The sequence below is a fragment of the Phyllobacterium sp. UNC302MFCol5.2 genome, assembly GCF_000686005.1.
GTDB classification, from domain to species: domain Bacteria; phylum Pseudomonadota; class Alphaproteobacteria; order Rhizobiales; family Rhizobiaceae; genus Phyllobacterium; species Phyllobacterium pellucidum.
Window position 1 is genome coordinate 89803 of sequence record NZ_JMLL01000018.1, and the last position, 26926, is coordinate 116728.

A 26926-nucleotide genomic window follows, 5' to 3' on the forward strand; every position below is an offset into this window, starting at 1 on the left:
CAGTCAGGCCGCATGTTCATTGATCAGCGCCGACCCGCATTCTCCGGGTTTTTCGGCTGCAATCTGGACGCCGCGCAGATAAAGCGCACATGTCGTGCGCAGCATTGAAGCAAAATTGGGTATCTCTCCCTGTGCTTGCAAAGCCTCGTCATAAAGCGTCGAAATGAAGCGCGGCGTCGTCATTTTCTGGCTTTCGGCAATCTCGTCGAGCAGTTGCCAGAACGTCGCTTCAAGTTGAATGCTGGTAGAATGTCCGCCGATGCGCACAGAACGATTGATCTGCCGATAACCCTGCGGATCCTGTTCTGCAAATACCTTGCACATTATCAAGACCTCCCTTTCTGCCTGATGACCGCGTCCGTAATCGGTGCCCGAACGGACGGAATGGTCATTGGTGCGTTTTGAGAAAATTTATTCCGCTTGCAAGGCGGTGTGGTAGCCGATTGCCACCACTTTTCTTCTCCCAGGCGCATAATCACCGACAAGTCTTGACACTGCAACCTCGTTTTGAGACGAACCCGTCAACCTCCATGGAGGCGCCCTTGGCAAAAGCCATTCATTCGATGATCCGTGTTCTCGATGAGGAAAAATCGAGGTCATTCTATAAGTCGGCTTTCGGTCTCGACGTCGCCGACCGGCTGGACTTCGATACGTTCACGCTCATTTATCTGCGCAATGAAGAAACGCCGTTCGAACTCGAACTGACGATCAACAAAGGCCGGACCGAGCCCTATAATCTTGGGGACGGATACGGTCATCTAGCGGTCAGCGTCGACGACCTCGACGCCATCCACGCGCGGCTGAAAGGCCTCGACTACAAGGTCCGCGATATTGTCGAATTCAAGCGGGAGGAAACGATGATCGCGCGCTTCTTCTTCGTCGAAGATCCGGACGGATACAAGATCGAAGTCCTGGAAAGACAAGGCCGGTTCGTCTGAACCGGCCGAGCGGCGTTGGAGGAACGCCGTCATAGCCAGCAAGGGCATTTCGCCGGTTCTCCGGCGGGTGCCGATAGCAAGCAAGGGAGGAATTCAATGGTTACAATCTTCAACCGCAAGCCGGATCTGGACGAGTCCGGCCCTAGCGGCAAGGGCATATCCCGCCGCGATCTTCTGAAAAGTGGCAGCGCCAGCCTTGGCGCCATTTTCATCATCAGCGGCAGTTCGATCATCCATCCAAAATTCGCCTGGGGATTGGAGACGACAAATCTCGATCCGCAGACCATGGCGACCCTGATCCAGATGGCGCGCGACGTCTATCCGCACGATCAGGTCCCCGACCGCTTCTATGCGATCGCCGTCAAGCCTTACGACGCCAAGGCCGGTGAGGACCCGAAAACCAAGAAGCTTGTCGTCGACGGCGTTGCCGATCTCGACAAGCGTGCCGGCAAGGGCGGTTACCTTGGTCTCGGCTGGGAAGAAGATCGCCTGGCCATTCTTCGCAAGATCGAGGACACGCCGTTCTTCCAGACCATTCGCGGCGGACTCGTAACGGGCCTCTACAACCAAAAGGACCTTTGGCCGATCTTTGGCTACGAAGGCGAATCCTTCTCGAAGGGTGGCTACATCGCCCGTGGCTTCAGCGACATTGAGTGGCTCTGACGGCAAGACCGATAGAACCGAAGATTTTGGCTAATGGGAGGAAACCATGGCTGCACCTTATGATCTCAAAGACGACAGCGTCGTCGTCATCATCGGCTCCGGCGCCGGCGGCGGCACGCTGGGCAACGAACTTGCACAAAAAGGCATAGACGTCGTCATACTCGAAGCGGGCGCGCGTCACGAATATGATGATTTCATCAATGACGAGTGGGATAGCTTCGGCCAGCTTGCATGGGTCGACAAGCGCACCACCTCGGGCGACTGGCGCGTCGCCAAGGACTTTCCAAATCTTCCAGCCTGGATCGTCAAATCCGTCGGCGGATCGACCACGCACTGGGCCGGCGCATCGCTACGCTTCCAGGACCACGAGTTCGAGGCGCTGACGCACTACGGCAAGGTCAAGGGTGCAAACCTTCTCGACTGGCCGATCACCCTTGCCGAACTCGAGCCCTACTATGCCAAGGCCGAGGACAAGATGGGCGTCACGCGCACCAATAATATCGAGGGTCTGCCCGGCAACAACAATTTCAAGGTGTTGAAAGCCGGCGCCGACAAGCTCGGCTACAAGGAATGCAATACCGGACACATGGCCATCAATTCGGCCGAGCGCGACGACCGCATGTCCTGCCAGCAGACGGGCTTCTGCTTCCAGGGCTGCAAATGGGGCGCGAAATGGTCGACGCTCTATACGGAAATTCCGAAAGGGGAGAAGACCGGCAAGCTCGAGGTCCGTCCCAATTCAATGGTGCAGAAGATCGAGCACGACAAGAGCGGCAAGGTTACCGGCGTCCTCTACGTCGACAAGGATGGCAAGCAGCAATTGCAGAAGGCTCGCATCGTCGCCGTTGCCGGCAATTCGATCGAGAGCCCGCGCCTGCTGCTGAACTCCGCGTCGAGCATGTTCCCGGACGGGCTCGGCAATTCCTCCGGGCAGGTCGGACGTAACTACATGCGCCACACCACCGGCTCCGTCTATGCCGTGTTCGAAAAGCCGGTGCACATGTATCGCGGCACCACAATGGCCGGTATAATTCGCGATGAGGCAAAACACGATCCGTCGCGCGGCTTTGTCGGCGGCTATGAGATGGAGACGTTGTCCCTTGGCATCCCCTTCCTGGCGGCGTTCCTCGATCCGGGCGCGTGGGGCCGGTCTTTCACCTCGGCGCTCGACCAATATGTAAACATGGCTGGCATGTGGATCGTCGGCGAAGACATGCCGCAAGAGGACAATCGCATCACCCTGCACAAGGATGAGAAGGACAAATATGGCCTACCCATCGCCAATGTGAACTTCAGCGACCATCCCAACGACAAAGCGATGCGGGATCATGCCTATAAACAGGGTCAGGAACTCTATAAGTCCGTCGGTGCAGTGCGCACCTTCCCGACACCGCCCTATCCTTCGACCCACAATCTCGGCACCAACCGGATGAGCGAGAAGGCAAAGGACGGCGTCGTCAACAAGAACGGGCAGAGCCACGACATCAAGAACCTGTTTATCGCGGATGGGAGCCAGTTCACGACGGGCGGCGCGGAGAACCCGACGCTCACCATTGTCAGCCTGGCAATCCGCCAGGCCGACTATATCGCACAGGAGATGGCGGCCAAGACAATCTGAAAACGCCCGGTTGATTTCTCCCAAGCAGACCGGGCTACGCCATTGGCGCAATTTCCCGTCGAGATTGCGTCAATGGTGTAGCTAGGCCCTTGAACCAGCCGATCCTATTCTTCAGTGCGGGGCTGTAGCAGCGCCAGCACGGCTGTCGCTGCGGCAAGTATGCCGGTAAGGGTCAAGGGAGCCGTGGCGCCATAGGTATCGACGACATAACCGCCGACAACCGCGCCAATCGTGATGGCGACCTGGAAAGAGGTGACCATCAGGCTGCCCGCTGCCTCCAGCGCGTCAGGCGCGGCGCGGGACAAGTTTGTCGGCAGCACCACCGGAGCCATGCCGAAGGCGAAGCCCCACAGCGTAGCGAAGCCGAAGGCAACGCCAATGTGCACGCCCCAAAGTACCAAGGCGAGCGCCGCAAATGCCATCAGGGCGGCGGTGACAGCCAGCGCCATGCGGATATTGGCGTCGGCCAAGCGGCCGCCGGCGATATTACCGACCACGGCGGCGACACCGAAGCCGAGCAGCGCCAGGGCAATCGGCCCGGTTGCAAGGAGCGTTACGTGTTCGAGGAAGGGGCGCACATAGACCGAGCCGGCAAAATGCCCCGTCATCAGCAAAAGAATGGCGAGCATGCCGAGTTGAATGCCGCGCCGCCTTGTCAGCCGAAGGACATCGGCAAGGCTGTTGCTTGTGGTTGCAGGCAGGGTCGGCAGGCTGAGCAACTGCAGCAGCATGGCAAACGCCGCCAGCCCCGCGGTCATGGCCATGGCGCTGCGCCACCCTAGCCAGTCGCTGATTAATGCACCCATCGACGGTGCGGCAATGGTGGCGAGCGATACGCCGAGGGTGACGATAGCCATGCCCCGGCCTGTCGCATTGGCGCCGACCAGCCTTGCGACGACGGCGACTGAAAGCGCCCAGAACGCGCTGAGGGCGATGCCCAGCCCGGCCCGGCCCAGCAATAATAGCCAGAAATCGGTGGCTAGCGCCGCAAGAATGTTGGAACCGATCGCAAGGGCGCTGAGGCCGACCAGCACGGTCTTACGGTTCAAGCGGCCGATGAGAACATTGCTCAACATGGCCGTGACGGCGCCGACGGAAGCAGTGGCAGTGACGACCTGTCCGGCCGTCCCCTCGCTGATGCCGAGATCGCGCGCCATCGGCGTCAACAGGCCGGCCGGCAGGAATTCGGCGGAGACGAGAGCAAAGCTCGCCGCCGCCATTGAAAGGACCGCGAACCAGGTACCCCGGCTCCACGCAACTGGTGCGGCGCCATCAAGCTCTATTGCCGCGCCTTCAAGCTGTAGTGTTGTGTCTGTCATCGAAGCATCTCCAAGGTTTGGAGATACTTCATAAATCAGTTACCTCGGATGATCTGTATCCTAAAATCCGAAATTCATGTCTGTTCGTCCGGAAATTGTGCGGCGCACAACGCCCGGCGAGACATTGGTGATGCGCTTGAATGCGCGGGCGAAGGATGCCTCGGATTCATAGCCCAACCGTGTAGCAACCTCGGCAACCGACATGCCGCTTTGCCCCAGCAATTCGCGGGCAAGCTGCATACGCAGACGGGCGAGATAGCGTGCCGCACCCTCACCTAAAACAGCGCTGAAGCGTTCGGCGAAAATCGACCGCGACTGGCCGGCGAGGCCGGCGAGACTTTCGAGAGTCCAGTTACGGCCGGGGTCCCGATGCATTGCTGCCAGGGCGCGCCCTATATGCGGGTCTCGGATAGCGGCGAGCCAACCGGTCGTCGAGGCTCCGTTGCAATTGACCCAGCAACGGATGAGCCGCGCCGTGAGGAGATCCGCCATGCGCGACAGGATGGTGGCGCTCCCCATCTGCGGTTGCGCGGCCTCGGTCGTCATGGCTGCGAGTAATGGACCGACGATCGGGTCATTTCCTGCTACGTCGCAGCCCTTGATGATCGGTGGCATCAAAGTGATCAATGGGTTAAGCGCACATGCGTTCAGCGCCATGGAACCGCAGAAAAGGGTGCTGGTCGCCCCGGTACCTTCGCGCACAACTTCGCAGACGTTGCTCCCTAACTTGGTCACCTGGCAACTCTCGAGCGAGTCGCCCGACACGTCCGGCGCGCTGGCGAGCCGATGGGCGATGCCCTGCGGCAGCAGCACCAGGTCGCCATCGTGCAATTCCTGCCAGCCTTGCACATCCGTGTGCATCCAGCAGGGACCCTGCCCGACAAAGTGAAAACGAAGCAGTGGTTGTTGCGGAAAGGCGATGCTCCATGGATGTCGGAGCTCGCAACGACCATAATTGACCCCATTCAAGCGAAAGTCCTGCAGGACCTCGCTCAGCGCATCCATTGGAATATGTGGCGGCGAATTGGGTCGGGACGAATGATCAAGCATTTTGCTAATCTATATGCTGAGCGTCCGGCAGGCAAGTGGGGCCGATATTCTGCAATAGCCTTTCCAGCCTTCGGCGCGAAGGCGAGACGGCTGCCAACTAAAAGAGCTTGCCCCCATTGGGCACTGGCTTGCTGACCGCCGCAAGCACGACGGCGCCTTCATCATCCGGAAACCCGAGCGTCAGGACTTCCGACATGAAGGGCCCGATCTGGCGGGGTGGGAAATTCACCACCGCCATGACCTGCCGGCCTTGCAATTCCTCGATCGTATAATGCTTGGTGATCTGCGCCGAAGAGCGTTTGATCCCGATCTCGGAGCCGAAATCGATCTTCAGCTTGAAGGCAGGCTTGCGTGCCTCCGGGAATGCTTGCGCCTCGATGATGGTACCGACGCGGATATCGACCTTTTCGAAATCGTCAAAACTTATCGTCATGATCTTTGGATGCTGCCTGAACGTTGAACCGATCAGGCTGAACCTACCGTCTCGAACAGGATGCTGTCGAGTGATTCCCGTGCGGTCGAGCCCGACCAGACGACGAACTGGAAAGCCTGGAAATAGGTCTCGCAGGCATCGAGCGCGCTTGAAAGCAGAACTTCGACCTGTTTGCTGGTTGGCTCGGCGCCGCCCGAAAGCAGCAGCGATTGACGGTACATGATGGCGCCTTCCTGACGCCAAAGGTCGAAGTGGCCCATCAGCAATTGTTCATTTATCAGGGAAAGCAGACGCATGACCTCGTTGACGCGCGGCTCGCTGATCGCGATGTCGAAGGCGCAGGCAAGATGCAGAGCCTCGAAATCCTCCATCCACGAAAAGGAAATCTGGTAGTCGGTCCAGCTCCCTTCGACGGTTATGGCAATTTCATCTTCCCCGGTGCGCTCGAATGCCCACTCATTGGTGTGGGCAACATGTTCAATCACATCCACTGGATGGAGATCACGCGCAATTTCTATTTCCAGAAGGTTCATCGCCATTACCTGCTATTTCGAATCCCATCGACGCTGCGGGAATGCAGCACCCACCCAAAGCACACATACGCTTGAAACCGCACCGACAGGCAGAACGCACCAGCCGGATGACGGCTGGACGCCAGCCCAACCGCTGCATGATCCCTTTTACGAATCATGCTGTAATTTCAGTGTATTGATGCTGAGTCCGAGCGCCAGCCCCCTTTTGGCAGAATGGCGCGAATGGGTGTGGAAAGACGCTGCCAAAAAGATTCACGAGCCCCCTTTAACCGACTCTAAGAAAACGATTTTCGGCGATTTCCACCTGTTGATAAATTCTTAAGATTTATTTTGGGGATTGCGCATTGGCGGCGGAAATACACAACGCCGGCGATGAAAAGCCCGTTCATTTCGTAAATTTAAACGACGCGATCTATTTCTCGCGATAAGGCCAATGCATGGTTTCGTCATATCTCCGATATCGTGGGCATCTAACCTGTCGTTCGACAGGGCGACCAACAAAGAACGGAGATGTGCAATGTCTAGTGAACCAGGTGAAAAAGTGACTGTGAACCAGAAAAATGACGACGGGCTCTGGTACTATGCGATAACCGCCGAGGGCAAACAGGGACCAAAGGTTGGCCCGTTCGATACGGAGGAAGCGGCGCTCGCAGCCGGCGAGGACAGATTGGCAAAAGGCGAATCGGCTTAGATCGAGCCCGCACGCGAAAAGGTCTGATGAGACGCTTCTGATCGAGATCGCGGTGCTCGAGGCTATGCTTTCTTTGGCCTGGCCCTCGATATGCCGGGTTTCTCGGCGGCGTCCGCGGTTTTGCCATCGGCGCCTACGAGAGCCTCCAGCGCCTCGATCCGCGCCAGCAGCGCGGTGTTTTCGGCCCGGGCTCTGATCGCCATCTCGCGTACGGCCTCGAAGTCCTCGCGCTGGACGACGTCCATGGTGTTGAGCAGCCGTTCGGCCTGACCGCGAAAGGCGGTTTCGACTTCGCGCCGGACGCCCTGCGCCGCGCCCGCAGCATCGGTCACAAGCTTTGCCAGTTCATCGAGAACGCGGTTTGGTCCATTGCTCATGGCGGATACCTCTCTGGTTTCGTGAAACAAATAATCGTCGCCGACAGCGATTGCAAGCAAGTCCGACAATCGCCGTGATTGGCGCAAGCCCGCACAAATGTTACCCAACACGCCGCTTGACGCTGTTCATGCCCTCGCGCATGGTCCCGCCAACATTTGTCCTGCCACGGAGCGCCTTTGTGAGCGAAATCCTCCTTCCTGCATTAGCTGCGATTGCTTTTCCTGATATTGATCCTGTCATATTTTCCATCGGCCCGCTTTCCGTGCACTGGTATGGACTTGGATACGTCGTCGGCATTCTCTTTGCCTGGTGGTATGCGAAGAAACTCATCTCCAAGCCACGTCTGTGGGCGAACAATACACCGCCGATGAAGCCGACCGATCTCGACGATTTCGTCCTTTGGGCCGCCCTCGGTGTCGTCCTTGGCGGGCGCACCGGCTACATTCTTTTCTACGATCTGCCGAAATATCTGTCCCATCCGCTGGATATCTTCAAAGTTTGGGAAGGCGGCATGTCGTTTCACGGCGGCCTGCTGGGTGTTATCCTTGCGATGATCCTGTTTGCCCGTTCGCGCAGGATCAACGTGTACAGCATGTTCGATACGATCGCGGCTGGCGTGCCTGTCGGGCTTGGACTTGTGCGCGTTGCCAATTTCATCAACAGCGAACTCTGGGGACGTCCGACCGATGTGCCGTGGGGCATGGTCTTTCCGACGGGCGGACCCTTCGTCCGCCACCCAAGCCAGCTCTATGAGGCAGCACTTGAAGGCATCGTCCTCTTCACGGTACTCGCCGTGCTCATATTTTACGGACGAAAGCTGAAATACCCGCGTTTTATCAGCGGAACCTTCATTGGCCTCTATGGCCTGTCGCGCATCTTCGTCGAGTTTTTCCGCGAGCCGGACGCGCAGCTCGGCTATCTTTACGGCGGCTGGCTCACAATGGGCATGGTGCTGTCGATACCGATGATTCTGGTTGGACTTGCCTTTATAGTGTCGGCACGAAATCCCGAGGTCGCAACAGGGCGATGAACCTGAAAGAGCGGATCATCAGGCAGATCGAAGCGAGCGGCCCGATCAGCGTCGCCGACTACATGGCGATGTGCCTGTTTGATCGCGATGCGGGCTACTACACGACGCGCGAACCCTTCGGCAAGGATGGCGATTTCATCACCGCGCCGGAAATCAGCCAGATGTTCGGCGAGCTCATCGGCGTCTGGTGCGTCAATGCCTGGCGCGCGCTCGGCGCTCCTGCCTCCTTCGTTCTTTGCGAAATGGGTCCGGGGCGCGGCACTCTGATGCAGGACCTCCTGCGCGCCGCAGCCAAGCTCTCGCCGCAGTTCGCCGCCGCCGCCAAAATCCACATGGTCGAGATCAGCGATCGCCTGCGGTCGGTGCAACAGGAAAAGCTGACGGCGCATGCCGAACGCATCACCTGGACAAAGACCTTCGGCGAAGTCGCCGATGGCCCCCTCCTCCTTGTTGCCAATGAGCTTTTCGACGCCATTCCGTCGCGACAATACGTCAAGACCAACGGTCGTTTCGTTGAGCGCATGATAGCGGCCGACCTCGCAGGCCGGCTGTTCTTTGCTGCGGGTTCCGGTTCGATCGACGCTGCCCTGTTGCCGGCCGGAAGCGATGTTGCACCCGAAGGCAGCATATTCGAGATCGCTCCGGCGCGAAGCGCGTTGATGCAGGAGATCGCCATGCGTATGCGCAAGCAGCGCGGCGCCGCGCTGCTGTTCGACTACGGCCACCTGCAACCCGGGTTTGGCGATACGCTGCAGGCGCTCAGCCGCCATGAATCGGTTGACGTGCTGCACATACCCGGCGCAGCCGATCTTACCACCCACGTCGATTTCCACAGTCTGGCGCAGGCCGCCCGTCATGAGGGCTGCAAGACGAATGCCATGACCCAGGGCAATTTTCTCGTCGCCATGGGCATCCTCGACCGGGCCGGCGCGCTTGGCCGTGACAAACCGCCGGAATTTCAGGAACGGATACGCGCCGATGTCCAGCGCCTCGCGGGGCCAGACCAGATGGGCACACTGTTCAAGGTGCTGTGCATCGCGGACGTGGCAACGCACACCTTTCCGTTCGAACGCAGCGAAGCCGGAACCCAGGGCAATTGACTTCGCGCGCTCGCTCAACCACCATCCCGGGCCTTGAAAGGCATACAGCATGATCAACTCCGAAAAACCGGCACCGTTGCGCTCAGCCCTGCTCGGATCCCCCGAAGAAGACCGAATCGCCCATGGATTTTTCACCCGCAAGGGCGGGGTGTCGGACGGGATCTATCGCGGCCTCAATGTCGGAAGCGGCTCCAAGGACAATCAGGAGCGCGTCCGCGAAAACCGCAGGCGCGTCGCCGAAACGCTCGGTGCCCCGCTGACACACCTCGTCACGGTGCATCAGGTGCACTCGCCGGACGTCATCACGGTGAACCGTCCCTTTGTCGGAACGCGGCCGAACGCCGATGCCATGGTGACGGCAACGCCAGGCATCGTCATCGGCTCGCTTTCCGCCGATTGCGGTCCGATACTTTTTGCCGACAAGGACAAGAAGGTGGTCGGCGCCGCCCACGCCGGCTGGCGCGGGGCGCTTGGCGGCGTCCTCGAAAACACCATCGAAGCGATGATCGCGCTCGGTGCAAAACGCGATCGCATTCAGGCTGTCCTCGGCCCAACGATCGGCCCCGACAATTATGAGGTCGGCAGCGAATTTTATGACCAGTTCGTCGAGCGGGACGCTTCCTACAAGGATTTTTTCCGTCCGTCGCACAACAATGGCCACAAGATGTTCGACCTTTGGGGTTTCATCGTCGGCCGGCTCGAAAAGGCCGGCGTGAATGCGTCGGCGCTTCGCCAATGCACCTATGCCGACGAGGATCAGTTCTTCTCCTATCGCCGGACGACGCATCGCAAGGAACCAGACTACGGTCGGCAAATCTCGGCGATCACCATTACGGAGTAACAGTATGGCCCTTCATTTCGAACCGGAAGAATTTGCTGCGCGCCGCGATCGCCTGATGATCGTGATGGCCGAGCAGAAGCTCGATGCGGTCCTGCTGTTTGCGCAGGAGAGCATGTACTGGCTGACCGGCTACGATACATTCGGCTTCTGCTTTTTCCAGTGCCTTGTGATGAAGGCCGACGGCAGTCACGTGCTTATGACCCGGTCCGCTGATCTGCGGCAAGCGCGCCAGACCTCGAACATCGAAAACGTCGTCGTCTGGGCGGATCGCGAGAATGCGAATCCCGCGGCGGACTTGCGCGAAATATTGAATGACCTCGATCTTCTTGGCCGCCGCATCGGCATCGAATACCAGACCCACGGGCTGACGGCCGCTGACGGCCGACGACTCGACGAGCAGTTGACGGCTTTCGGGCAACTGGTCGACATTTCCGGCATCGTCGACAAACTCCGCGCGCTGAAAAGCCCAGCGGAAATTGTCTACGCCCGCAAGGCCGCCGAACTCAGCGACGACGCCCTCGATGCGGCGTTGAAACTGATCAAGGCAGGCGCGGATGAAGGCGCCATTCTTGCGGCCATGCAATCGACGATCTTTGCGGGCGGCGGCGACTACCCGGCCAATGAATTCATCATCGGTTCGGGCGACGATGCGCTTCTGTGCCGCTACAAGTCCGGCCGCCGCAAACTGACCAAGAACGACCAGCTGACGCTTGAATGGTCTGGTGTCTACCGCCACTACCACGCACCGATGATGCGGACGGTCCTTACCGGCAAGGCATCGAAACGCCATCAGGAACTCTTCGATGCGGCGCAGGAGGCCCTGCTTGCAGTCGAGGCGGCCATGACCCCCGCCTCGACCTTCGGCGACGTCTTCGAGGCCCATGCCAAGGTCATGGAAGCCCATGAACTGACCCGCCATCGCTTGAATGCTTGCGGATATTCTGTTGGCGCGCGCTTTACCCCGTCCTGGATGGACATGCCGATGTTCTATCCGGGAAACTCAGAGCGTATCCAGCCGGACATGACGCTGTTTGGGCACATGATCATATTCGACTCCGACACCAATACGGCGATGACGCTGGGCCGGACCTATCTTACGACCAACGGCGCGGCTGAAACCCTGTCGCGCCAACCTCTTGACTTGATCGTAAAGTAACCATGGTTGCTATCGCAAACTAGATCGTCGCTGCAAATCCGGCCTGCCGCAACCAAGTGCGAGTCCCAACTCAGGGACTCGCCAATAAATGCATCGGTCAAGACTTATTGGTTTTGAATCGATGCCTCATATACCCACCCTTGGCTTTTCGTAAAATGTCGGCAAGTGTCTGGGTGGCCTGGACGGTTTCCGACGCTTGGGATTTTATCTTTCGCAACAGGTCCGGAGGGACTGTCCGCTGCTGTTTTGGTCCTGATGTTATAGCTTGCATGGCTTTCACCCTTCACAAAGATCAAGGCAAACTGGCCTCCACCTCACCCAGTTGATGAGGTGGAGGAAGGCACTCCTAGGCAGCCCGATTATCGCTGACCCGGTTGGAACTATCGCCGGCTATCGTATTGGCGGATCCGCTGATCGCGATCCGACGCGGCTTCATTTCCTCGGGGATCTCCTTTTTGAGATCGATGATCAGCAGACCATTGTCGACACGCGCATCGGTGACGCTTACATGGTCCGCGAGCTCGAAGCGGTGGGCGAATGGCCTCAGCGCCAGACCGTGGTGAAGATACTGCAGCTCTTCATCAAAGGACTTGTCGCCCTTGACCACCAACAGATTCGGCTCATGGGTGATGGCGAGGTCATCTTGCCTGAAGCCGGCCACAGCAATCACGATGCGATATTTGTCCTCCCCGAGCTTGACGATGTCATAGGGGGGCCATCTGTCCGAGCCTTGCGGTTGGGTGGAGTTTTCGAGCAGATTGAAAATTCGGTCAAAGCCGACGCTCGACCGGTAGAACGGGGAAAAATCGACGTTGCTTCTCATAGCTAGGTCCTCCTTTGAGCAACATAGAAATGAGGCGCGCCAAGAAGCTTGGCGCTCCCTGACGTCGGTCCACTGACGTGCAACCGACCGCGAAAATTTGGTAATGGCAGGAAACGCTGTCAAGATTTTCGGTGCAAAAAAATTGCTAATCGTCCGAGCGATAAAGCTTCCTGGTTGCTTGTTTTGAGGCCTGTTTTTCTCGTTCCGTCAGGCGCCGGCGCTTCATCATGCCAAAGGCAAGGATTGCGCCGAGGACGATCGGGCCGCCAAACACCACCGCAAACCACAAATACTCCATTCTACCGTCCTTCGGTAGCAAGATGACGATGACCACTTTTGGGTGGGCCGATCTCGGGAATGGAGAAGAGAAGGGCGGCGATCAAAACTGGAAGTGTCGTCCACAACAGATCATAGGCGGCCATGGGTCAGCGGCCTCCAAGTTCGCTCTCGATCTTCTTGCGACTGCCGCCGTGCTTCTTGATCAGCTCAAGCGCCCGGTCCTTGCTGATGTCATGTTTCGTCATGAGGTAGTTCACCTCGTAGTCCTCGCTTGCCGATACTGTGGCGCGGTCTCGATTGTCCTGCTTGGATTTGTCATCTGACATTTGGGTTTCTCCGCGGCTGTGGCTGATTGTTTCTCAACAGCCGCAAAGGATTTAGGTTCCGCTCCCGGCCCGAACTGATAGAAGCTTCGTCGGGGTTGGAGCAGTCCGGCAGCTCGCAAGCGCGTGAAGCGCAAGGGTGACGACGTCTCCACGGAATTGCCTAAAAGCAATGTCCATCATACGTGGACGCGGTGAGAGATTTCAGGCCAAGCACGCCGTCGCAACACAGGCCCATCTCGCGATGAACATAATGCTTATACGGGGTTTCGCAGAACTGATGCGAGAAGCGCTGAACGGAAGAGGCTTGCAGAACGTGCAGCGAACAAACTATACCCGCATCGCGATAAAGGTGCGGGCGACGCGACAAAAAACGAAGCATAGTCAATAGCCGGGTTGACTTGATCGTAAAATAAAACTCTCTTCTGCTTCTATTTTGATAAGGTGGCTCATGACGGGGTTTGACTGAAGATGTGGTCTCGTAACTCACTGACATGCGCGGTCGCATTGCTTGCAACACTCGCGCTCGCCGCCTGCAACAGTTCGGAATCGCCGATGGGCGTCAGCAAGGCCGACCTGCCCGCGGCACAGGGCGGCGCGACCACACCGGCAACGCCTGGTACAGCCCAAACGACCGCCACAGCGGCGCAGACGACTGCCGGTGCCCCCCTCCCCGCAACTGCCGGGGCCGCACCGACCACCACCGCCAATGCGCCAGGCGCCGCGCGCACCGCCAAGCTTCGCTTTGCCCCTATCGTCGGCGCGCCAATCGCTGCCGCAACGCCGCTGTCGCAGCGCCTTTCGGCTCTTGCCAAGGAAAAGGGTATTGTCCTCGGCACCGCCGCCGATACCGACAACACGCACATCATGAAGGGTTATTTCTCGGCCCTGCCCGACGGCAACCAGACGACGATCATCTATGTATGGGACGTACTCGATCCGGCCGGAACCCGGCTGCACCGTATCCAGGGCCAGGAAAAAGTGCCGGGTGGCGGCGCCGATCCCTGGAGCACGGTACCGGCCAAGACCATGGAAGGCATCGCCGACAAGGCGATACAGGGTTATCTCGCCTGGGTTTCCGGCGCCAAGACGTGACATATTTACGCGTTTTGCCGGATAATGCCACGGAATAGAGTTGGATTTCTTGCTGCATGCTTGCATTGTGCGGGAAGCACAGTAAAAGGCCCGCCATATCCTTTAATTGGCTGACGCTCTGAAAAGACGTGGGGAAAAATCGGCATGAAACTGTTCGCGGGCAATTCCAATCGTGTTCTCGCTGAATCTGTCGCCAAATATCTGAATATTCCGCTTGGAAAAGCCAGCGTTCGCCGCTTTGCCGACCAGGAGATATTTGTCGAGATCCAGGAGAATGTCCGCGGCGAAGATGTCTTCGTCATGCAGTCCACCTCGTTTCCCGCCAACGACCACCTGATGGAACTGCTCATCATGATCGATGCGTTCCGCCGTTCCTCGGCCAAGCGCATCACCGCGGTGCTTCCCTACTTCGGTTACGCCCGCCAGGACCGCAAGCCTGGTCCGCGCACGCCGATCTCGGCAAAGCTCGTTGCCAATCTGATCACCGAGGCCGGTGCCAATCGCGTCCTTACGCTTGATCTCCATGCCGGCCAGATCCAGGGTTTCTTCGATATCCCGACCGACAACCTCTATGCTGTGCCGGTCATTGCGCGCGATGTGCGCGCCCATTACGGCACATCGAACGTCATGGTCGTCTCCCCCGATGTCGGCGGCGTGGTGCGCGCGCGCTCGCTGGCAAAGCGCATCGATGCGCAGCTAGCAATCGTCGACAAGCGGCGTGACCGCCCGGGCGAATCCGAAGTGATGAACGTCATCGGCGATGTGCGCGGCAAGGATTGCCTGCTTTTCGACGATATCGTCGACTCCGGCGGCACGCTGTGCAATGCGGCCGAGGCCCTCCTCGCCAAGGGCGCAACGAGCGTCACCGCCTATATCACCCACGGTGTTCTTTCAGGCGGCGCAGTCGCCCGCATAGCGAGTTCGAAGCTGAAGGAACTCGTCATCACCGATTCCATTCAGCCGACGCCAGCTATCGAATCTGCGCACAACATCCGCGTCCTGTCGATTTCCGACCTGATCGGCGAGGCGGTATCGCGCACGGCCTCGGAAGAATCCGTTTCCAGCCTGTTCGACTAAGCCGAACGGGTTGATCGGACGCCGACCAACAAACTTGCACTGGCGCCGGGTTTCCGTTATAGAGCCGCCATCCGCGTAGACACCCTTGGAGGCAACGCGGAATGGGGCGGTCATTCATCCGGTCTCGGATGAGCATTGGACCGCTTCATGTTTTTTGTGCATCCACCTTGTGGTCTCGAAAAACACTCCAGATTTGAACCTCGAAAGGAAATGCCATGAGCGAAGCATACGAGCTCAAGGCCGAGGCGCGCGAACGGGTCGGTAAGGGGTCCGCCCGGGACATTCGCCGCAACGGTAAAGTGCCAGCAGTCATCTATGGTGACAAGCAGGCGCCAATCTCGATCACCCTCGACTACAAGACGCTGTATTACAAGATTCACGGCGGCGGCTTCAAGACGACGATTGCCAACATCCTTCTGGATGGCAAGTCGATCCAGGTCCTGCCCAAGGATTACCAGCTCGATCCGGTCAGCGACAAGCCGGTCCATGTCGACTTCCTGCGCGTATCGGCCAAGTCGGTCGTCAACGTCCATGTACCGATCCACTTCCTGAACGAAGAGGCTTCGCCCGGCATCAAGCGCGGCGGCGTTCTCAACATCGTTCGCCACGACATCGAGCTGCATGTTCCGGCCAATGCAATTCCGGAAGCAATCGAAATCGATCTCACCGGCACGCAGATCGGCGACTCGATCCACATTTCCGCTGTGACGCTGCCGAAGGGCGCGACACCGGTCATTCAGGATCGCGATTTCACGATTGCTACGATCGCTGGCCATGCAACCGCTGACGAAGACATCACCGAAGCAGCGGAACCGACTGAAACTGCAGAAAAAGAAGGCGAGTAATCGTCCTTTCGACTATTGGGAGCTAGGCGCGTGCTGCTTATCGCAGGTCTTGGCAATCCGGGCTCCCAATATGCTGCAAACCGGCACAATATCGGTTTCATGGCGGCGGATGAAATACATCGCCGCCATGGTTTTTCTCCCTGGACCCGCAAGTTCCAGGCACTGATCGCCGATGGGATGATCGACGGCGAAAAGACCATCCTGATCAAGCCCCAGACATTCATGAACCTTTCAGGCCAGGCCGTCGGCGAAGCCATGCGCTTCTATAAGCTCGGCGTCGGCGATCTCATCGTGATCTATGACGAACTCGATCTGGCCGCAGGCAAGGTGCGCGTCAAGATCGGCGGCGGTTCGGGCGGCCATAACGGCATCAAATCGATCGACGCCCATTGCGGCAAGGATTACAAGCGCGTCCGCCTCGGTATCAACCATCCAGGCGGCAAGGAAATGGTCTCCAACCATGTTCTCGGCAATTTCGCCAAGGCGGATCGCGAATGGCTCGATCCCCTGCTCGAGGCGATTGCCGCCAATGCCGGACTGCTGGTCCGCAAGGATGATTCCGGTTTCATGAACCGCGTCGCGCTTGCCGTCGGCGGCAACGCCAGGAGCGAGCCCGCGACAACCGAAAAGCCGGTTGCAAAAAGTACCGGACAAAGCCATATCCGGCAGGCGCGCCAGCAAAAGCCTGCCGTCACCATTCCAAAATCCGGCCCCATGGCCGACATGCTGAACAAGCTCTTCGGCAAGAAAGAATAAGGATCGCACATTATGGGTTTCAAATGCGGCATCGTTGGCTTGCCTAACGTCGGCAAATCCACGCTCTTCAATGCCCTGACCAAGACGGCGGCGGCGCAGGCCGCCAACTACCCGTTCTGTACGATCGAACCCAATACGGGCGAAGTGGCGGTTCCCGACCCGCGCCTGCAAACCATCGCCAAGATCGGCAAGTCCGCCAATATTGTCCCGACGCGTATCAGCTTCGTCGATATTGCCGGCCTCGTGCGCGGCGCATCGAAGGGTGAAGGCCTCGGGAACCAGTTCCTTGCGAATATTCGCGAAGTGGATGCAGTGGTGCACGTGCTGCGCTGCTTCGAGGACGACGACATTACCCATGTCGAAGGCCGCATCGATCCCGTCGCCGACGCGGAGACCGTCGAGACCGAACTGATGCTCGCCGACCTCGAAAGCCTCGAACGGCGCATCGTCCAGTTCCGCAAGCGTGCGAGCAGCAAGGACAAGGAAGCGCTCGCTGTGCTTCCGATCATGGAACAGGCCCTCTCACTACTCCAGGACGGGCAGCCGGTTCGCTTCATGCTGAACGGCATCGCGCCCGACGATCTCGCTATCCTTCAGGACCTCAATCTCCTGACCTCCAAGCCCGTTCTTTACGTCTGCAACGTTGCCGAAGGCGATGCCGCAACCGGCAATGAATATACCGAGGCTGTCGAGGAAATGGCGACCGGACAGGGCGCCGAGACAGTCACCATCTCAGCCGCCATCGAGGCCGAAGTCGCGCAGCTTCCCGATGAAGAAGCGCGCGAATATCTTGAGGCAATGAGCCTCGACGAGCCCGGCCTCGATCGGTTGATCCGCGCCGGCTACCGACTGCTGCACCTCATCACCTACTTTACCGTAGGCCCGAAGGAAGCACGCGCCTGGACCGTCGAGCGCGGTTCGAAAGCGCCAAGGGCGGCTGGTGTCATCCATACGGATTTCGAGCGTGGCTTCATTCGCGCCCAGACCATCGCTTATCAAGACTATGTGGGCCTCGGCGGCGAAGCGGCCGCCAAGGAAGCTGGCAAGGCCCGCGACGAGGGCAAGGAATACATCGTCCAGGACGGCGATATCATGCTGTTCAAGTTCAACACCTGATACGGTTGTATTGAAATGGCTGAACGCACGCCCACCTACGCCTATGAGGATTTCATCGTCGGCAGTGAATGGTCGCTCGGCTCCAAGCAGGTGACGACGGAAGAAATCATCGATTTCGCCAGTCAGTTCGATCCCCAGCCCTTTCATCTGAATGAGGCCGCGGGCAGGGCCAGTATCCTCGGCGGGTTGGCGGCCTCGGGCTGGCACACGGTCTCGATGTTCATGCGCATGCTATGCGACGCCTATCTTCTCGATTCGACCTCGCAAGGCGCGCCAGGGATCGACTTCGTCAAATGGAAGTATCCGGTTCTCGCCGGCGACACGCTCACAGGACGAACGACGATCCTCGAACAACGCCTGTCGAAGTCGAAACCTTCCCTCGGGTTCGTCAAGATGCATCACGACGTCTTCAATCAGGATGGCATATTGGTATGCGAGCTCGAACATACCGCGATGTTCTCGACACGGGAACCCGTGCAAGCATGAGCATCGAACAATACATTGGCGTGGAGCGCGACCTCGGCACCCATCGCTTCAACGCCAGCGAGATCATTGATTTTGCGTCGAAGTACGATCCGCAACGCTTTCATGTCGATCCTGAAGCGGCTAGGAAAAGCAATTTCGGCGGACTTTGTGCCTCGGGCTGGCATACGACGGCTATATGGATGCGCCTCAATGTCGAGGACATGAAGCGGATCATCGCAGAAGCCTTGCAACGAGGCGAACAGCCGCCGCAATTCGGCCCCTCACCGGGTTTTGAGAACCTGAAATGGCTGAAGCCGGTCTATGCCGACGATACGATCCGCTTTACCCGGACCTTGCACGACGTGCGCCCGCTCAAGTCGCGGCCGGGCTGGTCGATGATGCAGATGTCCTCCGCCGCCTATAACCAGAATGGCGACAAGGTTCTTTCATTCGACAGCACCGCCCTTGTTGCGCTGCCCGCTTGAAGGTCGGCAGGCCAACAAAAGTGTAAAACAATGAATCCGCTCAGTGCCCGTCGAAGGCGACCAGCGTCCGTACGTTGACGCCGAGTGCCTCGAGCTTCTTGCGGCCGCCGAGTTCCGGAAGGTCGATGATGAAGCAGGCGGCGACGATATCGGCGCCCATCTGCTGCAGAAGCTTGACCGCGGCCTCGGCGGTCCCGCCCGTCGCGATCAGATCGTCAACGAGGATGACCTTGTCGCCGGGCGCGATAGCGTCGCGGTGCATCTCCATCTCATCGAGACCATATTCGAGACTGTAGGCGATCCGCACGGTATCGCGCGGCAGCTTGCCCTTCTTGCGGATCGGCACGAAGCCCGATGACAGTTGATGCGCCATGGCGCCACCAATTATGAAGCCGCGCGCCTCGATGCCTGCAACCTGATCTACCTTGCCACCGGCATAGGGGTGCACCAGTTCATCCACGGCGCGGCGAAAGGCGCGGGCATTGCCAAGGAGTGTGGTTATATCGCGAAACATGACGCCGGGCTTCGGATAGTCCGGAATGTTGCGGATGGCATCAACCAGCGTCTGCTTGAGGCTTGAATCCATCTGATCGTTCCCTTCGCGCTGTCAGCGGGCAGACAATCTATGCAGCCCCGCCCTCAAAAGAAAAGGGCGCATAGCGCCCTTCCCTCAAATTGATTCTACCGATCCGGTCAATGCTCGACGTCGGACCAGATCCGGCGCTTCGCCACATAGATGAGGCCTGCGAAGAGAACCAGGAACAGCATGACGCGGAAGCCGGTCTTCTTGCGGGCCTCGAGGTGCGGCTCGGCCGCCCACATCAGGAACGCGGCAACGTCCTGCGAATACTGCGTAAGTGTCTGCGGCGATCCATCGTCATAGGTGACCTGGCCGTCCTGCAAAGGCTGCGCCATCTTCAACGACTTGGCGGCGATGAAGAACGGGTTATAGTGCGTGCCTTCAGGGATCTGCATGCCTTCCGGCGGCGTTTCGTTAAAGCCGGTCAGAAGCGCGTGGATGTAGTCCGGACCGCCTTCCTGGTACTGCGTGAAGATATCGATCAGAAAGCGCGGGAAGCCGCGCTCTACCGCACGCGCCTTGGCGATCAGAGAAAAGTCCGGCGGCACCGCGCCGCCATTGGCTGCTGCCGCCGCTTCCGGATTGGCGTAAGGCGACGGGAAATGATCGGCAGGGATAGCCTTGCGGGTTGTAGGCTCGCCATCGGCGTTGGGTTCGCCCGGCACTTCGTATTCGGCCGCAAATGCCTTGATCTGAGCATCGCTATAGCCGAGTTCCGCCAGCGAACGGAATGCCACGAGGTTCATCGAATGGCAGGCCGAGCAGACCTCTTTGTAGATCTTGAGGCCGCGCTGCAACTGCTGCTTGTCATAGCGTCCGAACGGCCCCGCAAAGGTCCAGTTCATCTCTTCCGGCTTCTTGATCGGGAAGTGCGTCGGTTCGGCGGCATTATGCGCTTCTTCGGCGGTCGCAACCGTTCCGAATGCCAGCATGGTTCCGAGACCGGCAGCTGCAAGACCGAGGAGGATTTTTTTCATGGGAAAGTTCCTTGAGCCCTTCACGATTCTCAGCCTTTGGTTTCCGGAGCCGCGGTGACGCCTACCGGCCGGCCACCACCTTTGGTTTTCGCGAGCACCGCCTCGGTGATCGAATTCGGGAGTCGGCGCGGGGTTTCAACCAGTCCAAGCAATGGCATGAGGATGATGAAGAAGCCGAAATAATAGGCCGTTCCGAGCTGCGAGAAGACCACGTAGAGACCTTCGGCAGGACGCGATCCGAGCCAGCCGAGCATGATGGCGTTGGCAACGAAGATCCAGAAGAACAGCTTGTACCAGGGCCGGTAGACGGCCGAGCGAACCTTCGACGTATCGAGCCAGGGCACGAGGAAGAGGATCGCGATCGAACCGAACATCGTCAGGACGCCGCCGAGCTTCGAGTTGATCGGGCCGATATTGAAGGTGATGGCACGAAGCATCGCGTAGAAGGGCAGGAAGTACCATTCGGGAACGATATGGGCCGGTGTCTTCAGCGAGTCTGCCTGGATATAGTTATCCGGATGGCCCATGAAGTTCGGCAAGTAGAAGACGAAATAGGCGAAGAGGATCAGGAACAGCACGAGACCGAACGCATCCTTAACGGTGGCGTAAGGCGTGAAGGCAACCGTATCCGTCTTCGACTTCACTTCTATGCCGGTCGGGTTGGTCTGGCCGGTCACATGCAGCGCCCAGACGTGCAGGACGACGACGCCGGCAATCATGAACGGGAGCAGGTAGTGCAGCGAGAAGAAGCGATTGAGCGTCGGGTTGTCGACGGCAAATCCACCGAGCAGTAATTGCTGGATCGGATCGCCGATGATCGGGAACGCGGTGAAGAAGCCGGTGATGACCGTCGCACCCCAGAAGGACATCTGGCCCCACGGAAGCACGTAACCCATGAAGGCCGTCGCCATCATCAGGAGGAGGATGATTACACCGAGAATCCAAAGGAGTTCGCGCGGCGCCTTGTACGAGCCGTAATAAAGGCCGCGGAAAATGTGGATGTAGACGGCGAGGAAGAACATCGAAGCGCCGTTGGAATGCAGGTAGCGCAGGAGCCAGCCCGAATTCACGTCACGCATGATCTTTTCGACGGAATTGAAGGCAATGCCGGTGCTGGCGGCATAATGCATGGCAAGCACCACGCCGGTCAGGATCTGCGACACCAGCATGATCGCCAGGATGCCACCGAAGGCGTAGGCATAATTCAGATTGCGCGGAACCGGATAGGCTACGAATGAATCGTAGAGCAGACGCGGCAACGGCAGTCGCGCATCAAACCATTTTTCGATTCCGCTGTTCGGCGTGTAGGATGAATGTCCACCGCTCATGTCGTGTCTCCCCGTGGAACCTTAGCCGATCTTGACGACGGTGTCGGAAATGAAAGAAAGTGGCGGGATCGCCAGGTTTTCCGGCGCCGGTCCCTTGCGGATGCGTCCGGCCGTATCGTAGTGCGAGCCGTGGCAGGGGCAGAACCAGCCGCCGAAATCACCCTGTTGTCCGAGCGGAATGCAGCCGAGGTGGGTGCACACGCCAACCATCACCAGCCAGTTTTCCTTTTCCTTCGAAGCGGTACGATCGGCATCGGTGGCCTGGGCATCGCTTGGAAGGTTGGCATTGCGCGCAATCGGGTCCTTGAGATCGCCGAGCGCGACAGCCTTGGCTTCCTCAACTTCCTTGGGCGTGCGGTTGCGGATGAAGATCGGCTTGCCGCGCCACTTGACCGTGAGGGACATACCCGGCTGAACAGCCGAAACATCAACTTCAATGGACGAGACTGCCAGCGTGGATGCGTCCGGTCTCATCTGGTCGATGAAGGGCCAGGCAAAGGCCCCCGCTCCGACCACACCGGCCATACCTGTCGCAATATAGAGGAAGTCACGCCGTGTCGGCTCGGTCGTATCGTGTGCGCTCACGGGGCCTGTTCCTTTCCGAATAACAACGCAGCAGGAGAGTCCACGAAGTCAGCATAATAGAAGACAGGCCCAAGAAGATGAGCCCCGCGGAATCCCCAACATATCGCGTGGTTTCTAAGCATGTCGCAGGAGCTTGTCCAGCCTGACAGCGGCATAAGGGCAGGATGTCGCAGGGATAAACCGGCGGCTTATTCCTGCCCGATAAATCCGCCCGACTGGCGCGCCCAGAGCCCGGCATAAAGCCCATTGGCAGCAACAAGCTCGGCATGCGTTCCGCTCTCGACGATGCGGCCCTCATCCATGACGATCAGGCGGTCGAGAGCCGCGATGGTCGACAGGCGGTGCGCGATCGCAATGACGGTCTTTCCTTGCATCAGCCGGTAGAGGCTTTCCTGTATCGCCGCCTCGACTTCCGAATCGAGCGCCGAGGTCGCTTCGTCGAGGATGAGGATCGGCGCGTCCTTGAGCATGACGCGTGCGATGGCGATGCGCTGGCGCTGCCCGCCCGATAGTTTGACGCCGCGCTCGCCGACATGGGCATCAAGGCCGCGACGGCCCTTGGGATCGGTCAAGGTGTCGATGAACGCCTCCGCCTGGGCGTTGATCACTGCATCGCGCATCATGTCGTCGGAAGCGTCGGGCCGGCCATAAAGGATGTTGTCGCGGACCGAACGATGCAGCAGCGACGTGTCCTGGGTGACCATGCCGATATGGGCGCGCAGCGAATCCTGCGTGACATTCGCGATGTCCTGGCCGTCGATGAGAATGCGGCCACTTTCGACGTCAAAGAAACGCAAAAGCAGGTTGACGAGCGTCGACTTGCCGGCGCCTGAGCGGCCGACAAGGCCGATCTTCTCGCCCGGCCGCACATGCAGGGAAAAATCGTCGATGACGATCCGTGCCGACTCGTAGTGAAATCGGACGTTCTCGAACGTGATTGCGCCCTGCGTCACAGTAAGCTGCTGGGCTCTGGGCTTGTCGACGACGCTGACGGGGCGCGCGAGGAGTTCCATGGAATTCTGGATCGTGCCGTAGTTGCGAAGCAAGCCATTGAGGTTGGCCATCATGCGCGTCAGGAGCATGCTGAGCCGCAGCACAAGACCCAGCGTGAAGGCGACCTCGCCGGACGAAATCTCGCCCTTCAGCCAAAGATCGATCGAAAGCGCCGCCACGACGCAGATCATCGCCCCGCTTGTGCTGGCGAGCGAAATGCGAATGCCGCTCAGACCCCGCGTCAGCGACATGATCGCGACGAGCCAGCGATCCATGCCGCGGCGCATATAGGCATCGTCGCGTTGTGTGGTGCCGAACAGCTTTAGCGTCTGGATATTGCTGTAGCCATCGACGAGCCGGCCCATGACCAGCGAGCTCGTTTCGGCCGTATCGCGCGCCGCCTTGCGCACGCGCGGCAGGAAATAGCGGGCGGTGAAGCCGAAAACGACGAGCCACACGCCGACGACTGAAGCCAGCCGCCAATCGAGGCGGCCGATGAGAAAGAGTGTCGTCGCACAGTATACAAGGCTGAACCACACTGCCTGCAGCAGCGTCACCATGAAATCGCCAAGCGCCTGTCCGGCAGCCCAGACCTTGGTAACGATGCGGCCGGAAAAATCGTTCTGAAAAAATGCAAGGCTCTGCCGGTAGACGACGCTGTGAGCCTGCCAGCGGACGAGATTGTTGAAACCCGGCACGATCGCCTGCTCCTCGACGAGGGCAGCAAGGGAAAGCACGAGCGTTCGCCCAAGAAACACAGCAAGCAGCATCAAAAGCAGCGCGACACCGTGGCGGTCGATAATACCCTGCCAGCCTTCGACGCGATCGGTGGAGGCGAGAATATCGATGATCTTGCCGACGAACCAGAAGAGCCCGGCCTCGAACAGGGCAATCAGCCCGCCGCAAACGAGCATCGCCAGAAAAACATATTTCTCCTGCCGCACATAGAACCACATGAAGGCGAGCGACTGGTTCGGAACCCGTTCCGCCGGCGCACTGGCATAGGGATCGACCCAGCTCTCGAACAGGCGGTAAAGGCGTGTCATTCAACCTGCATTGCGTTGAAAAATCATCACGATGATGAAACCAATGGGCGAAGGGCCACCATCGGTTGAGTCCCGCGATGCGTCAAATTAAACTTCGGTTACCGAAAACTCTTCATGGCTTGGCTTCTCACCCTCCCCCTTGTGGGGAGGGTCGAACCGCAGGTTCGGGGTGGGGGCTTGATCAGAAGTCGGGCTTAAACAAAGTCAAGCAAGTCACCTCCCGGCTGCTGCGCAGCCACCCTCCCCCCAGGTGGGAGCAGGAAATCAGCCCTACTCCGCCGCTTCCTGATCGTCGAGCCCGAGGAACCCGCCGGACTGGCGCGCCCAAAGGCCGGCATAAATCCCGTTTGCGGCGATGAGCTCGTCGTGGCTGCCGCTCTCGACGATCTTGCCCTTGTCCATCACGACAAGGCGGTCAAGCGCCGCAATGGTCGAAAGGCGATGGGCGATGGCAATGACGGTCTTTCCCTGCATGAGCCGATAAAGATTGTCCTGTATCGCTGCCTCGACTTCGGAATCGAGCGCCGAGGTCGCCTCGTCCATGATCAGGATCGGTGCGTCCTTCAACATGACTCGAGCGATGGCGACACGCTGGCGCTGACCACCGGAAAGCTTGACGCCGCGCTCGCCGACATGAGCTTCGAAACCCCGGCGGCCCTTGGGATCGGTCAGTTCCTCGATAAAGCCATCGGCCTGTGCATTGCGCACGGCCTGCCGCATCAACTCATCCGATGCATCGGGTCGGCCATAGAGCACATTGTCGCGCACCGACCGGTGCAGCAGCGATGTATCCTGTGTGACCATGCCGATATTCGCCCGCAACGAATCCTGGGAGACTTTCGAAATGTCCTGACCATCGATCAAAATGCGCCCGCTCTCGAGGTCGTAAAAGCGCAGCAGCAGGTTGACGAGCGTTGACTTGCCGGCGCCCGAGCGGCCAACGACGCCGATCTTTTCGCCGGGCCGGATATCCAGCGAGAGCTTGTCGATGATCCCCGCACCCTTGCCGTAGTGAAAGCCGATGGCGTCGAAAGTGATCGCGCCCGATTTCACGACGAGCTCGGGCGCATTCGCAACGTCCGGCACCAGGCGCGGCAGCGAAATCGAGGTGATACCGTCTTCCACCGTTCCGATATTTTCGAACAGGGCGGACATTTCCCACATGATCCACTGCGACATGCCGTTGAGGCGCAGGACCAATCCGATCCCGACGGCAACGGCGCCGACGGAAATGGCCGAGTCGAGCCACAGCCAGATGGCGATGCCGCCCACCGAAAACAGCAGGAGACAGTTCATGGCATAGAGGCAGAAGTGGAAGCTCGTCACCATGCGCATCTGGCGATGCACGGTGCCGAGAAAATCCTCCATTCCTTCGCGCGCGTAGCTTTCTTCGCGCTTCGAGTGCGAGAAGAGCTTGACCGTGGCGATATTCGTATAGCTGTCGACGATCCGGCCGGTCATGGTCGAACGGGCGTCAGCCTGCCGTTCCGAAATGATGCGGATTTTCGGAATGAAGTAGCGCAACAGTCCGATATAGGCGACGAGCCAGACGACGAATGGCAGCATCAGCCGAAGGTCGGCCGCTGCCGCGATGATCAGGGTGCCGCTGAAATAGACGATGACATAGTTGAGAACGTCGAGCAGCTTCATCACCGCTTCGCGCACCGCGAGCGAGGTCTGCATCAGCTTCGTCGAGACGCGCCCGGCAAACTCGTCCTGGAAAAACGTCATCGACTGGCGGATCAGGTAGCGATGCACCATCCAGCGGATACGCATCGGATAGTTGCCAAGCAGCGTTTGATGGATGACGAGCGAATCGATCAAGACGATGCCGGGCATGACGATGAGGATCACGCCGGCAATCAGCGCCAGCTTCCAGCCCTCTTCGGAAAGGAAGGTCTCGCGCGAGTGGTTCGACAGCCAGTCGACGATATTGCCCATGAAGGCGAACATCGACACTTCGAGCACGGCGATCAGGGCTGTGCAAACGGCCATGACGGCGATGAATGGCCACACGCCGCGCGTATAATGCAGGCAGAACGCCACGAGCGATCTGGGTGGCTCACTGGGCTCGGCTGGCGGAAATGGTTCGAGCCTCTCTTCAAACCAGCGAAACATTTTCAACCTCGTAAACACCTGTCCTGATCACGGTAGCGGACCGCGAGCCGGTCGTTGGGATACTGCTTGGGACAAACATGGAAAACACCTGCAAACGCGAAGATCGGCGGTTTGCGGCTCTTGTCGTAAAGACGAAATTTCTAATTAGGGAGAACCGACACGCAACCGCAAAGGCAACCGGACATCGTCCAGTTTGGAAGAAGTCGCATCAATTTTGGCATCGACACCTCCAAGTTAGCGTTGCGGTTTGCTTCCTATAGCGATTATGAACGCAAAAGGCGAGAG

29 protein-coding genes and 1 pseudogene are annotated in these 26926 nt (G+C 58.9%); 15 read left to right on the forward strand and 15 right to left on the reverse strand.

The genetic code is table 11. The features are described 5' to 3' along the window. Positions 1 to 3: 3 nt before the first annotated feature. The gene (locus BR48_RS0122730) at positions 4 to 324 is read right to left on the reverse strand and encodes a ribbon-helix-helix domain-containing protein (RefSeq protein WP_027233415.1); all 321 of its coding nucleotides are present in this window, start codon (positions 322 to 324) and stop codon (positions 4 to 6) included. A 218-nt stretch (positions 325 to 542) separates the two neighbouring features. Here BR48_RS0122730 and BR48_RS0122735 point away from each other — a divergent pair, with 218 nt between their 5' ends. From BR48_RS0122735 to BR48_RS0122745, 3 genes are all read left to right on the forward strand, one after another. Next, positions 543 to 938, forward strand: a complete 396-nt coding sequence (locus BR48_RS0122735; RefSeq protein ID WP_027233416.1) for a glyoxalase superfamily protein — start codon at positions 543 to 545, stop codon at positions 936 to 938. 96 nt (positions 939 to 1034) lie between these two features. After that, positions 1035 to 1601, forward strand: a complete 567-nt coding sequence (locus tag BR48_RS0122740) for a hypothetical protein (RefSeq protein ID WP_027233417.1) — start codon at positions 1035 to 1037, stop codon at positions 1599 to 1601. 46 nt (positions 1602 to 1647) lie between these two features. Continuing rightward, the gene (locus BR48_RS0122745) at positions 1648 to 3219 is read left to right on the forward strand and encodes a GMC family oxidoreductase (protein WP_027233418.1); all 1572 of its coding nucleotides are present in this window, start codon (positions 1648 to 1650) and stop codon (positions 3217 to 3219) included. Between the two features lie 104 nt (positions 3220 to 3323). Here the strand turns inward: BR48_RS0122745 and BR48_RS0122750 are convergent, their stop codons facing one another. The 4 genes from BR48_RS0122750 to BR48_RS0122765 all read right to left on the reverse strand — a co-directional run bounded on the left by BR48_RS0122750 (position 3324) and on the right by BR48_RS0122765 (position 6554). Next, the gene (locus BR48_RS0122750) at positions 3324 to 4538 is read right to left on the reverse strand and encodes an MFS transporter (protein ID WP_027233419.1); all 1215 of its coding nucleotides are present in this window, start codon (positions 4536 to 4538) and stop codon (positions 3324 to 3326) included. A 60-nt stretch (positions 4539 to 4598) separates the two neighbouring features. After that, entirely contained in the window at positions 4599 to 5588 is a 990-nt protein-coding gene (locus tag BR48_RS0122755) for an AraC family transcriptional regulator (protein ID WP_027233420.1), read from the reverse strand. 97 nt (positions 5589 to 5685) lie between these two features. Further along, on the reverse strand, positions 5686 to 6021 hold the full coding sequence (locus tag BR48_RS0122760; RefSeq protein ID WP_091923824.1) for a tRNA-binding protein: 336 nt from the start codon (positions 6019 to 6021) through the stop codon (positions 5686 to 5688). Positions 6022 to 6053: 32 nt separating this feature from the next. Next, positions 6054 to 6554 (reverse strand): YbjN domain-containing protein, encoded by a 501-nt coding sequence (locus BR48_RS0122765; protein WP_027233422.1) that lies wholly within the window; start codon positions 6552 to 6554, stop codon positions 6054 to 6056. 517 nt (positions 6555 to 7071) lie between these two features. Between BR48_RS0122765 and BR48_RS26400 the strand changes: the two genes are divergently transcribed. Beyond that, positions 7072 to 7245, forward strand: a complete 174-nt coding sequence (locus BR48_RS26400; protein ID WP_155810955.1) for a hypothetical protein — start codon at positions 7072 to 7074, stop codon at positions 7243 to 7245. Between the two features lie 140 nt (positions 7246 to 7385). On the opposite strand, the pseudogene BR48_RS0122775 reads toward BR48_RS26400, so the two are convergent. Continuing rightward, a pseudogene (locus BR48_RS0122775) lies at positions 7386 to 7622 on the reverse strand (accessory factor UbiK family protein); the annotation flags it as partial. A 179-nt stretch (positions 7623 to 7801) separates the two neighbouring features. On the opposite strand from BR48_RS0122775, the gene lgt reads away from it, so the two are divergent. The 4 genes from lgt to BR48_RS0122795 are packed head-to-tail and all read left to right on the forward strand — an operon-like array spanning position 7802 to position 11750. Next, a complete protein-coding gene (lgt, locus tag BR48_RS0122780) occupies positions 7802 to 8653 on the forward strand; it encodes a prolipoprotein diacylglyceryl transferase (protein ID WP_027233424.1) in 852 nt (283 codons plus the stop codon). Further along, positions 8650 to 9753, forward strand: coding sequence for a class I SAM-dependent methyltransferase (locus tag BR48_RS0122785; protein ID WP_027233425.1), 1104 nt, complete (start codon positions 8650 to 8652; stop codon positions 9751 to 9753). The genes lgt and BR48_RS0122785 overlap by 4 nt, the downstream gene beginning before the upstream one ends. 49 nt (positions 9754 to 9802) lie before the next feature. Next, a complete protein-coding gene (gene pgeF / locus BR48_RS0122790; protein WP_027233426.1) occupies positions 9803 to 10594 on the forward strand; it encodes a peptidoglycan editing factor PgeF in 792 nt (263 codons plus the stop codon). Between the two features lie 4 nt (positions 10595 to 10598). Then, on the forward strand, positions 10599 to 11750 hold the full coding sequence (locus BR48_RS0122795) for a Xaa-Pro peptidase family protein (protein WP_027233427.1): 1152 nt from the start codon (positions 10599 to 10601) through the stop codon (positions 11748 to 11750). A gap of 346 nt (positions 11751 to 12096) precedes the next feature. Here BR48_RS0122795 and BR48_RS0122800 read toward each other — a convergent pair whose 3' ends face one another. The 3 genes from BR48_RS0122800 to BR48_RS0122810 all read right to left on the reverse strand — a co-directional run bounded on the left by BR48_RS0122800 (position 12097) and on the right by BR48_RS0122810 (position 13178). Beyond that, on the reverse strand, positions 12097 to 12573 hold the full coding sequence (locus tag BR48_RS0122800; protein ID WP_027233428.1) for an Hsp20 family protein: 477 nt from the start codon (positions 12571 to 12573) through the stop codon (positions 12097 to 12099). A gap of 145 nt (positions 12574 to 12718) precedes the next feature. Further along, entirely contained in the window at positions 12719 to 12871 is a 153-nt protein-coding gene (locus tag BR48_RS26510; RefSeq protein WP_197030385.1) for a hypothetical protein, read from the reverse strand. 127 nt (positions 12872 to 12998) lie between these two features. Further along, positions 12999 to 13178 carry a DUF3606 domain-containing protein gene (locus tag BR48_RS0122810; protein ID WP_027232003.1) on the reverse strand — a complete coding sequence of 60 codons (180 nt, stop codon included), beginning with the start codon at positions 13176 to 13178 and terminating at the stop codon, positions 12999 to 13001. A gap of 552 nt (positions 13179 to 13730) precedes the next feature. On the opposite strand from BR48_RS0122810, the gene BR48_RS0122820 reads away from it, so the two are divergent. From BR48_RS0122820 to BR48_RS0122850, 7 genes are all read left to right on the forward strand, one after another. Next, complete coding sequence (locus tag BR48_RS0122820; protein ID WP_228017890.1) at positions 13731 to 14270, forward strand: hypothetical protein; 540 nt, start codon at positions 13731 to 13733, stop codon at positions 14268 to 14270. 144 nt (positions 14271 to 14414) lie between these two features. Then, on the forward strand, positions 14415 to 15347 hold the full coding sequence (locus tag BR48_RS0122825; RefSeq protein ID WP_027233431.1) for a ribose-phosphate pyrophosphokinase: 933 nt from the start codon (positions 14415 to 14417) through the stop codon (positions 15345 to 15347). A gap of 215 nt (positions 15348 to 15562) precedes the next feature. Then, on the forward strand, positions 15563 to 16192 hold the full coding sequence (locus BR48_RS0122830; protein ID WP_027233432.1) for a 50S ribosomal protein L25/general stress protein Ctc: 630 nt from the start codon (positions 15563 to 15565) through the stop codon (positions 16190 to 16192). Positions 16193 to 16222: 30 nt separating this feature from the next. Then, the gene (gene pth / locus BR48_RS0122835; RefSeq protein ID WP_027233433.1) at positions 16223 to 16948 is read left to right on the forward strand and encodes an aminoacyl-tRNA hydrolase; all 726 of its coding nucleotides are present in this window, start codon (positions 16223 to 16225) and stop codon (positions 16946 to 16948) included. Between the two features lie 12 nt (positions 16949 to 16960). After that, on the forward strand, positions 16961 to 18064 hold the full coding sequence (gene ychF / locus BR48_RS0122840; protein ID WP_027233434.1) for a redox-regulated ATPase YchF: 1104 nt from the start codon (positions 16961 to 16963) through the stop codon (positions 18062 to 18064). A 15-nt stretch (positions 18065 to 18079) separates the two neighbouring features. After that, positions 18080 to 18550, forward strand: a complete 471-nt coding sequence (locus BR48_RS0122845) for a MaoC family dehydratase (protein ID WP_027233435.1) — start codon at positions 18080 to 18082, stop codon at positions 18548 to 18550. Beyond that, on the forward strand, positions 18547 to 19014 hold the full coding sequence (locus tag BR48_RS0122850; protein WP_027233436.1) for a MaoC family dehydratase: 468 nt from the start codon (positions 18547 to 18549) through the stop codon (positions 19012 to 19014). The genes BR48_RS0122845 and BR48_RS0122850 overlap by 4 nt, the downstream gene beginning before the upstream one ends. A 40-nt stretch (positions 19015 to 19054) precedes the next feature. Here BR48_RS0122850 and BR48_RS0122855 read toward each other — a convergent pair whose 3' ends face one another. The 6 genes from BR48_RS0122855 to BR48_RS0122885 form a co-directional block, all read right to left on the reverse strand. Next, on the reverse strand, positions 19055 to 19600 hold the full coding sequence (locus tag BR48_RS0122855; RefSeq protein ID WP_027233437.1) for an adenine phosphoribosyltransferase: 546 nt from the start codon (positions 19598 to 19600) through the stop codon (positions 19055 to 19057). Positions 19601 to 19707: 107 nt separating this feature from the next. Further along, positions 19708 to 20571, reverse strand: a complete 864-nt coding sequence (locus BR48_RS0122860) for a cytochrome c1 (protein WP_027233438.1) — start codon at positions 20569 to 20571, stop codon at positions 19708 to 19710. Positions 20572 to 20600: 29 nt separating this feature from the next. After that, positions 20601 to 21899, reverse strand: coding sequence for a cytochrome b N-terminal domain-containing protein (locus BR48_RS0122865; protein ID WP_027233439.1), 1299 nt, complete (start codon positions 21897 to 21899; stop codon positions 20601 to 20603). 21 nt (positions 21900 to 21920) lie between these two features. Next, positions 21921 to 22484, reverse strand: coding sequence for a ubiquinol-cytochrome c reductase iron-sulfur subunit (petA, locus tag BR48_RS0122870; protein ID WP_027233440.1), 564 nt, complete (start codon positions 22482 to 22484; stop codon positions 21921 to 21923). Between the two features lie 188 nt (positions 22485 to 22672). Continuing rightward, positions 22673 to 24523, reverse strand: coding sequence for an ABC transporter ATP-binding protein (locus tag BR48_RS0122875; RefSeq protein WP_027233441.1), 1851 nt, complete (start codon positions 24521 to 24523; stop codon positions 22673 to 22675). Between the two features lie 270 nt (positions 24524 to 24793). Continuing rightward, positions 24794 to 26641 carry an ABC transporter ATP-binding protein gene (locus tag BR48_RS0122885; protein ID WP_027233442.1) on the reverse strand — a complete coding sequence of 616 codons (1848 nt, stop codon included), beginning with the start codon at positions 26639 to 26641 and terminating at the stop codon, positions 24794 to 24796. Between the last annotated feature and the right edge of the window lie 285 nt (positions 26642 to 26926).

What these genes read in the sequence shown, in the direction of transcription:
- BR48_RS0122730 (WP_027233415.1), bottom strand. Translation starts at nt 324, where the DNA reads ATGTGCAAGGTATTTGCAGAACAGGATCCGCAGGGTTATCGGCAGATC.
- BR48_RS0122740 (WP_027233417.1), top strand. Translation starts at nt 1,035, where the DNA reads ATGGTTACAATCTTCAACCGCAAGCCGGATCTGGACGAGTCCGGCCCT.
- BR48_RS0122745 (WP_027233418.1), top strand. Translation starts at nt 1,648, where the DNA reads ATGGCTGCACCTTATGATCTCAAAGACGACAGCGTCGTCGTCATCATC.
- BR48_RS0122750 (WP_027233419.1), bottom strand. Translation starts at nt 4,538, where the DNA reads ATGACAGACACAACACTACAGCTTGAAGGCGCGGCAATAGAGCTTGAT.
- BR48_RS0122755 (WP_027233420.1), bottom strand. Translation starts at nt 5,588, where the DNA reads ATGCTTGATCATTCGTCCCGACCCAATTCGCCGCCACATATTCCAATG.
- BR48_RS0122760 (WP_091923824.1), bottom strand. Translation starts at nt 6,021, where the DNA reads ATGACGATAAGTTTTGACGATTTCGAAAAGGTCGATATCCGCGTCGGT.
- BR48_RS0122765 (WP_027233422.1), bottom strand. Translation starts at nt 6,554, where the DNA reads ATGAACCTTCTGGAAATAGAAATTGCGCGTGATCTCCATCCAGTGGAT.
- BR48_RS26400 (WP_155810955.1), top strand. Translation starts at nt 7,072, where the DNA reads ATGTCTAGTGAACCAGGTGAAAAAGTGACTGTGAACCAGAAAAATGAC.
- BR48_RS0122785 (WP_027233425.1), top strand. Translation starts at nt 8,650, where the DNA reads ATGAACCTGAAAGAGCGGATCATCAGGCAGATCGAAGCGAGCGGCCCG.
- pgeF (WP_027233426.1), top strand. Translation starts at nt 9,803, where the DNA reads ATGATCAACTCCGAAAAACCGGCACCGTTGCGCTCAGCCCTGCTCGGA.
- BR48_RS0122795 (WP_027233427.1), top strand. Translation starts at nt 10,599, where the DNA reads ATGGCCCTTCATTTCGAACCGGAAGAATTTGCTGCGCGCCGCGATCGC.
- BR48_RS0122800 (WP_027233428.1), bottom strand. Translation starts at nt 12,573, where the DNA reads ATGAGAAGCAACGTCGATTTTTCCCCGTTCTACCGGTCGAGCGTCGGC.
- BR48_RS26510 (WP_197030385.1), bottom strand. Translation starts at nt 12,871, where the DNA reads ATGGAGTATTTGTGGTTTGCGGTGGTGTTTGGCGGCCCGATCGTCCTC.
- BR48_RS0122810 (WP_027232003.1), bottom strand. Translation starts at nt 13,178, where the DNA reads ATGTCAGATGACAAATCCAAGCAGGACAATCGAGACCGCGCCACAGTA.
- BR48_RS0122820 (WP_228017890.1), top strand. Translation starts at nt 13,731, where the DNA reads ATGGGCGTCAGCAAGGCCGACCTGCCCGCGGCACAGGGCGGCGCGACC.
- BR48_RS0122825 (WP_027233431.1), top strand. Translation starts at nt 14,415, where the DNA reads ATGAAACTGTTCGCGGGCAATTCCAATCGTGTTCTCGCTGAATCTGTC.
- BR48_RS0122830 (WP_027233432.1), top strand. Translation starts at nt 15,563, where the DNA reads ATGAGCGAAGCATACGAGCTCAAGGCCGAGGCGCGCGAACGGGTCGGT.
- ychF (WP_027233434.1), top strand. Translation starts at nt 16,961, where the DNA reads ATGGGTTTCAAATGCGGCATCGTTGGCTTGCCTAACGTCGGCAAATCC.
- BR48_RS0122845 (WP_027233435.1), top strand. Translation starts at nt 18,080, where the DNA reads ATGGCTGAACGCACGCCCACCTACGCCTATGAGGATTTCATCGTCGGC.
- BR48_RS0122850 (WP_027233436.1), top strand. Translation starts at nt 18,547, where the DNA reads ATGAGCATCGAACAATACATTGGCGTGGAGCGCGACCTCGGCACCCAT.
- BR48_RS0122855 (WP_027233437.1), bottom strand. Translation starts at nt 19,600, where the DNA reads ATGGATTCAAGCCTCAAGCAGACGCTGGTTGATGCCATCCGCAACATT.
- BR48_RS0122860 (WP_027233438.1), bottom strand. Translation starts at nt 20,571, where the DNA reads ATGAAAAAAATCCTCCTCGGTCTTGCAGCTGCCGGTCTCGGAACCATG.
- BR48_RS0122865 (WP_027233439.1), bottom strand. Translation starts at nt 21,899, where the DNA reads ATGAGCGGTGGACATTCATCCTACACGCCGAACAGCGGAATCGAAAAA.
- BR48_RS0122875 (WP_027233441.1), bottom strand. Translation starts at nt 24,523, where the DNA reads ATGACACGCCTTTACCGCCTGTTCGAGAGCTGGGTCGATCCCTATGCC.
- BR48_RS0122885 (WP_027233442.1), bottom strand. Translation starts at nt 26,641, where the DNA reads ATGTTTCGCTGGTTTGAAGAGAGGCTCGAACCATTTCCGCCAGCCGAG.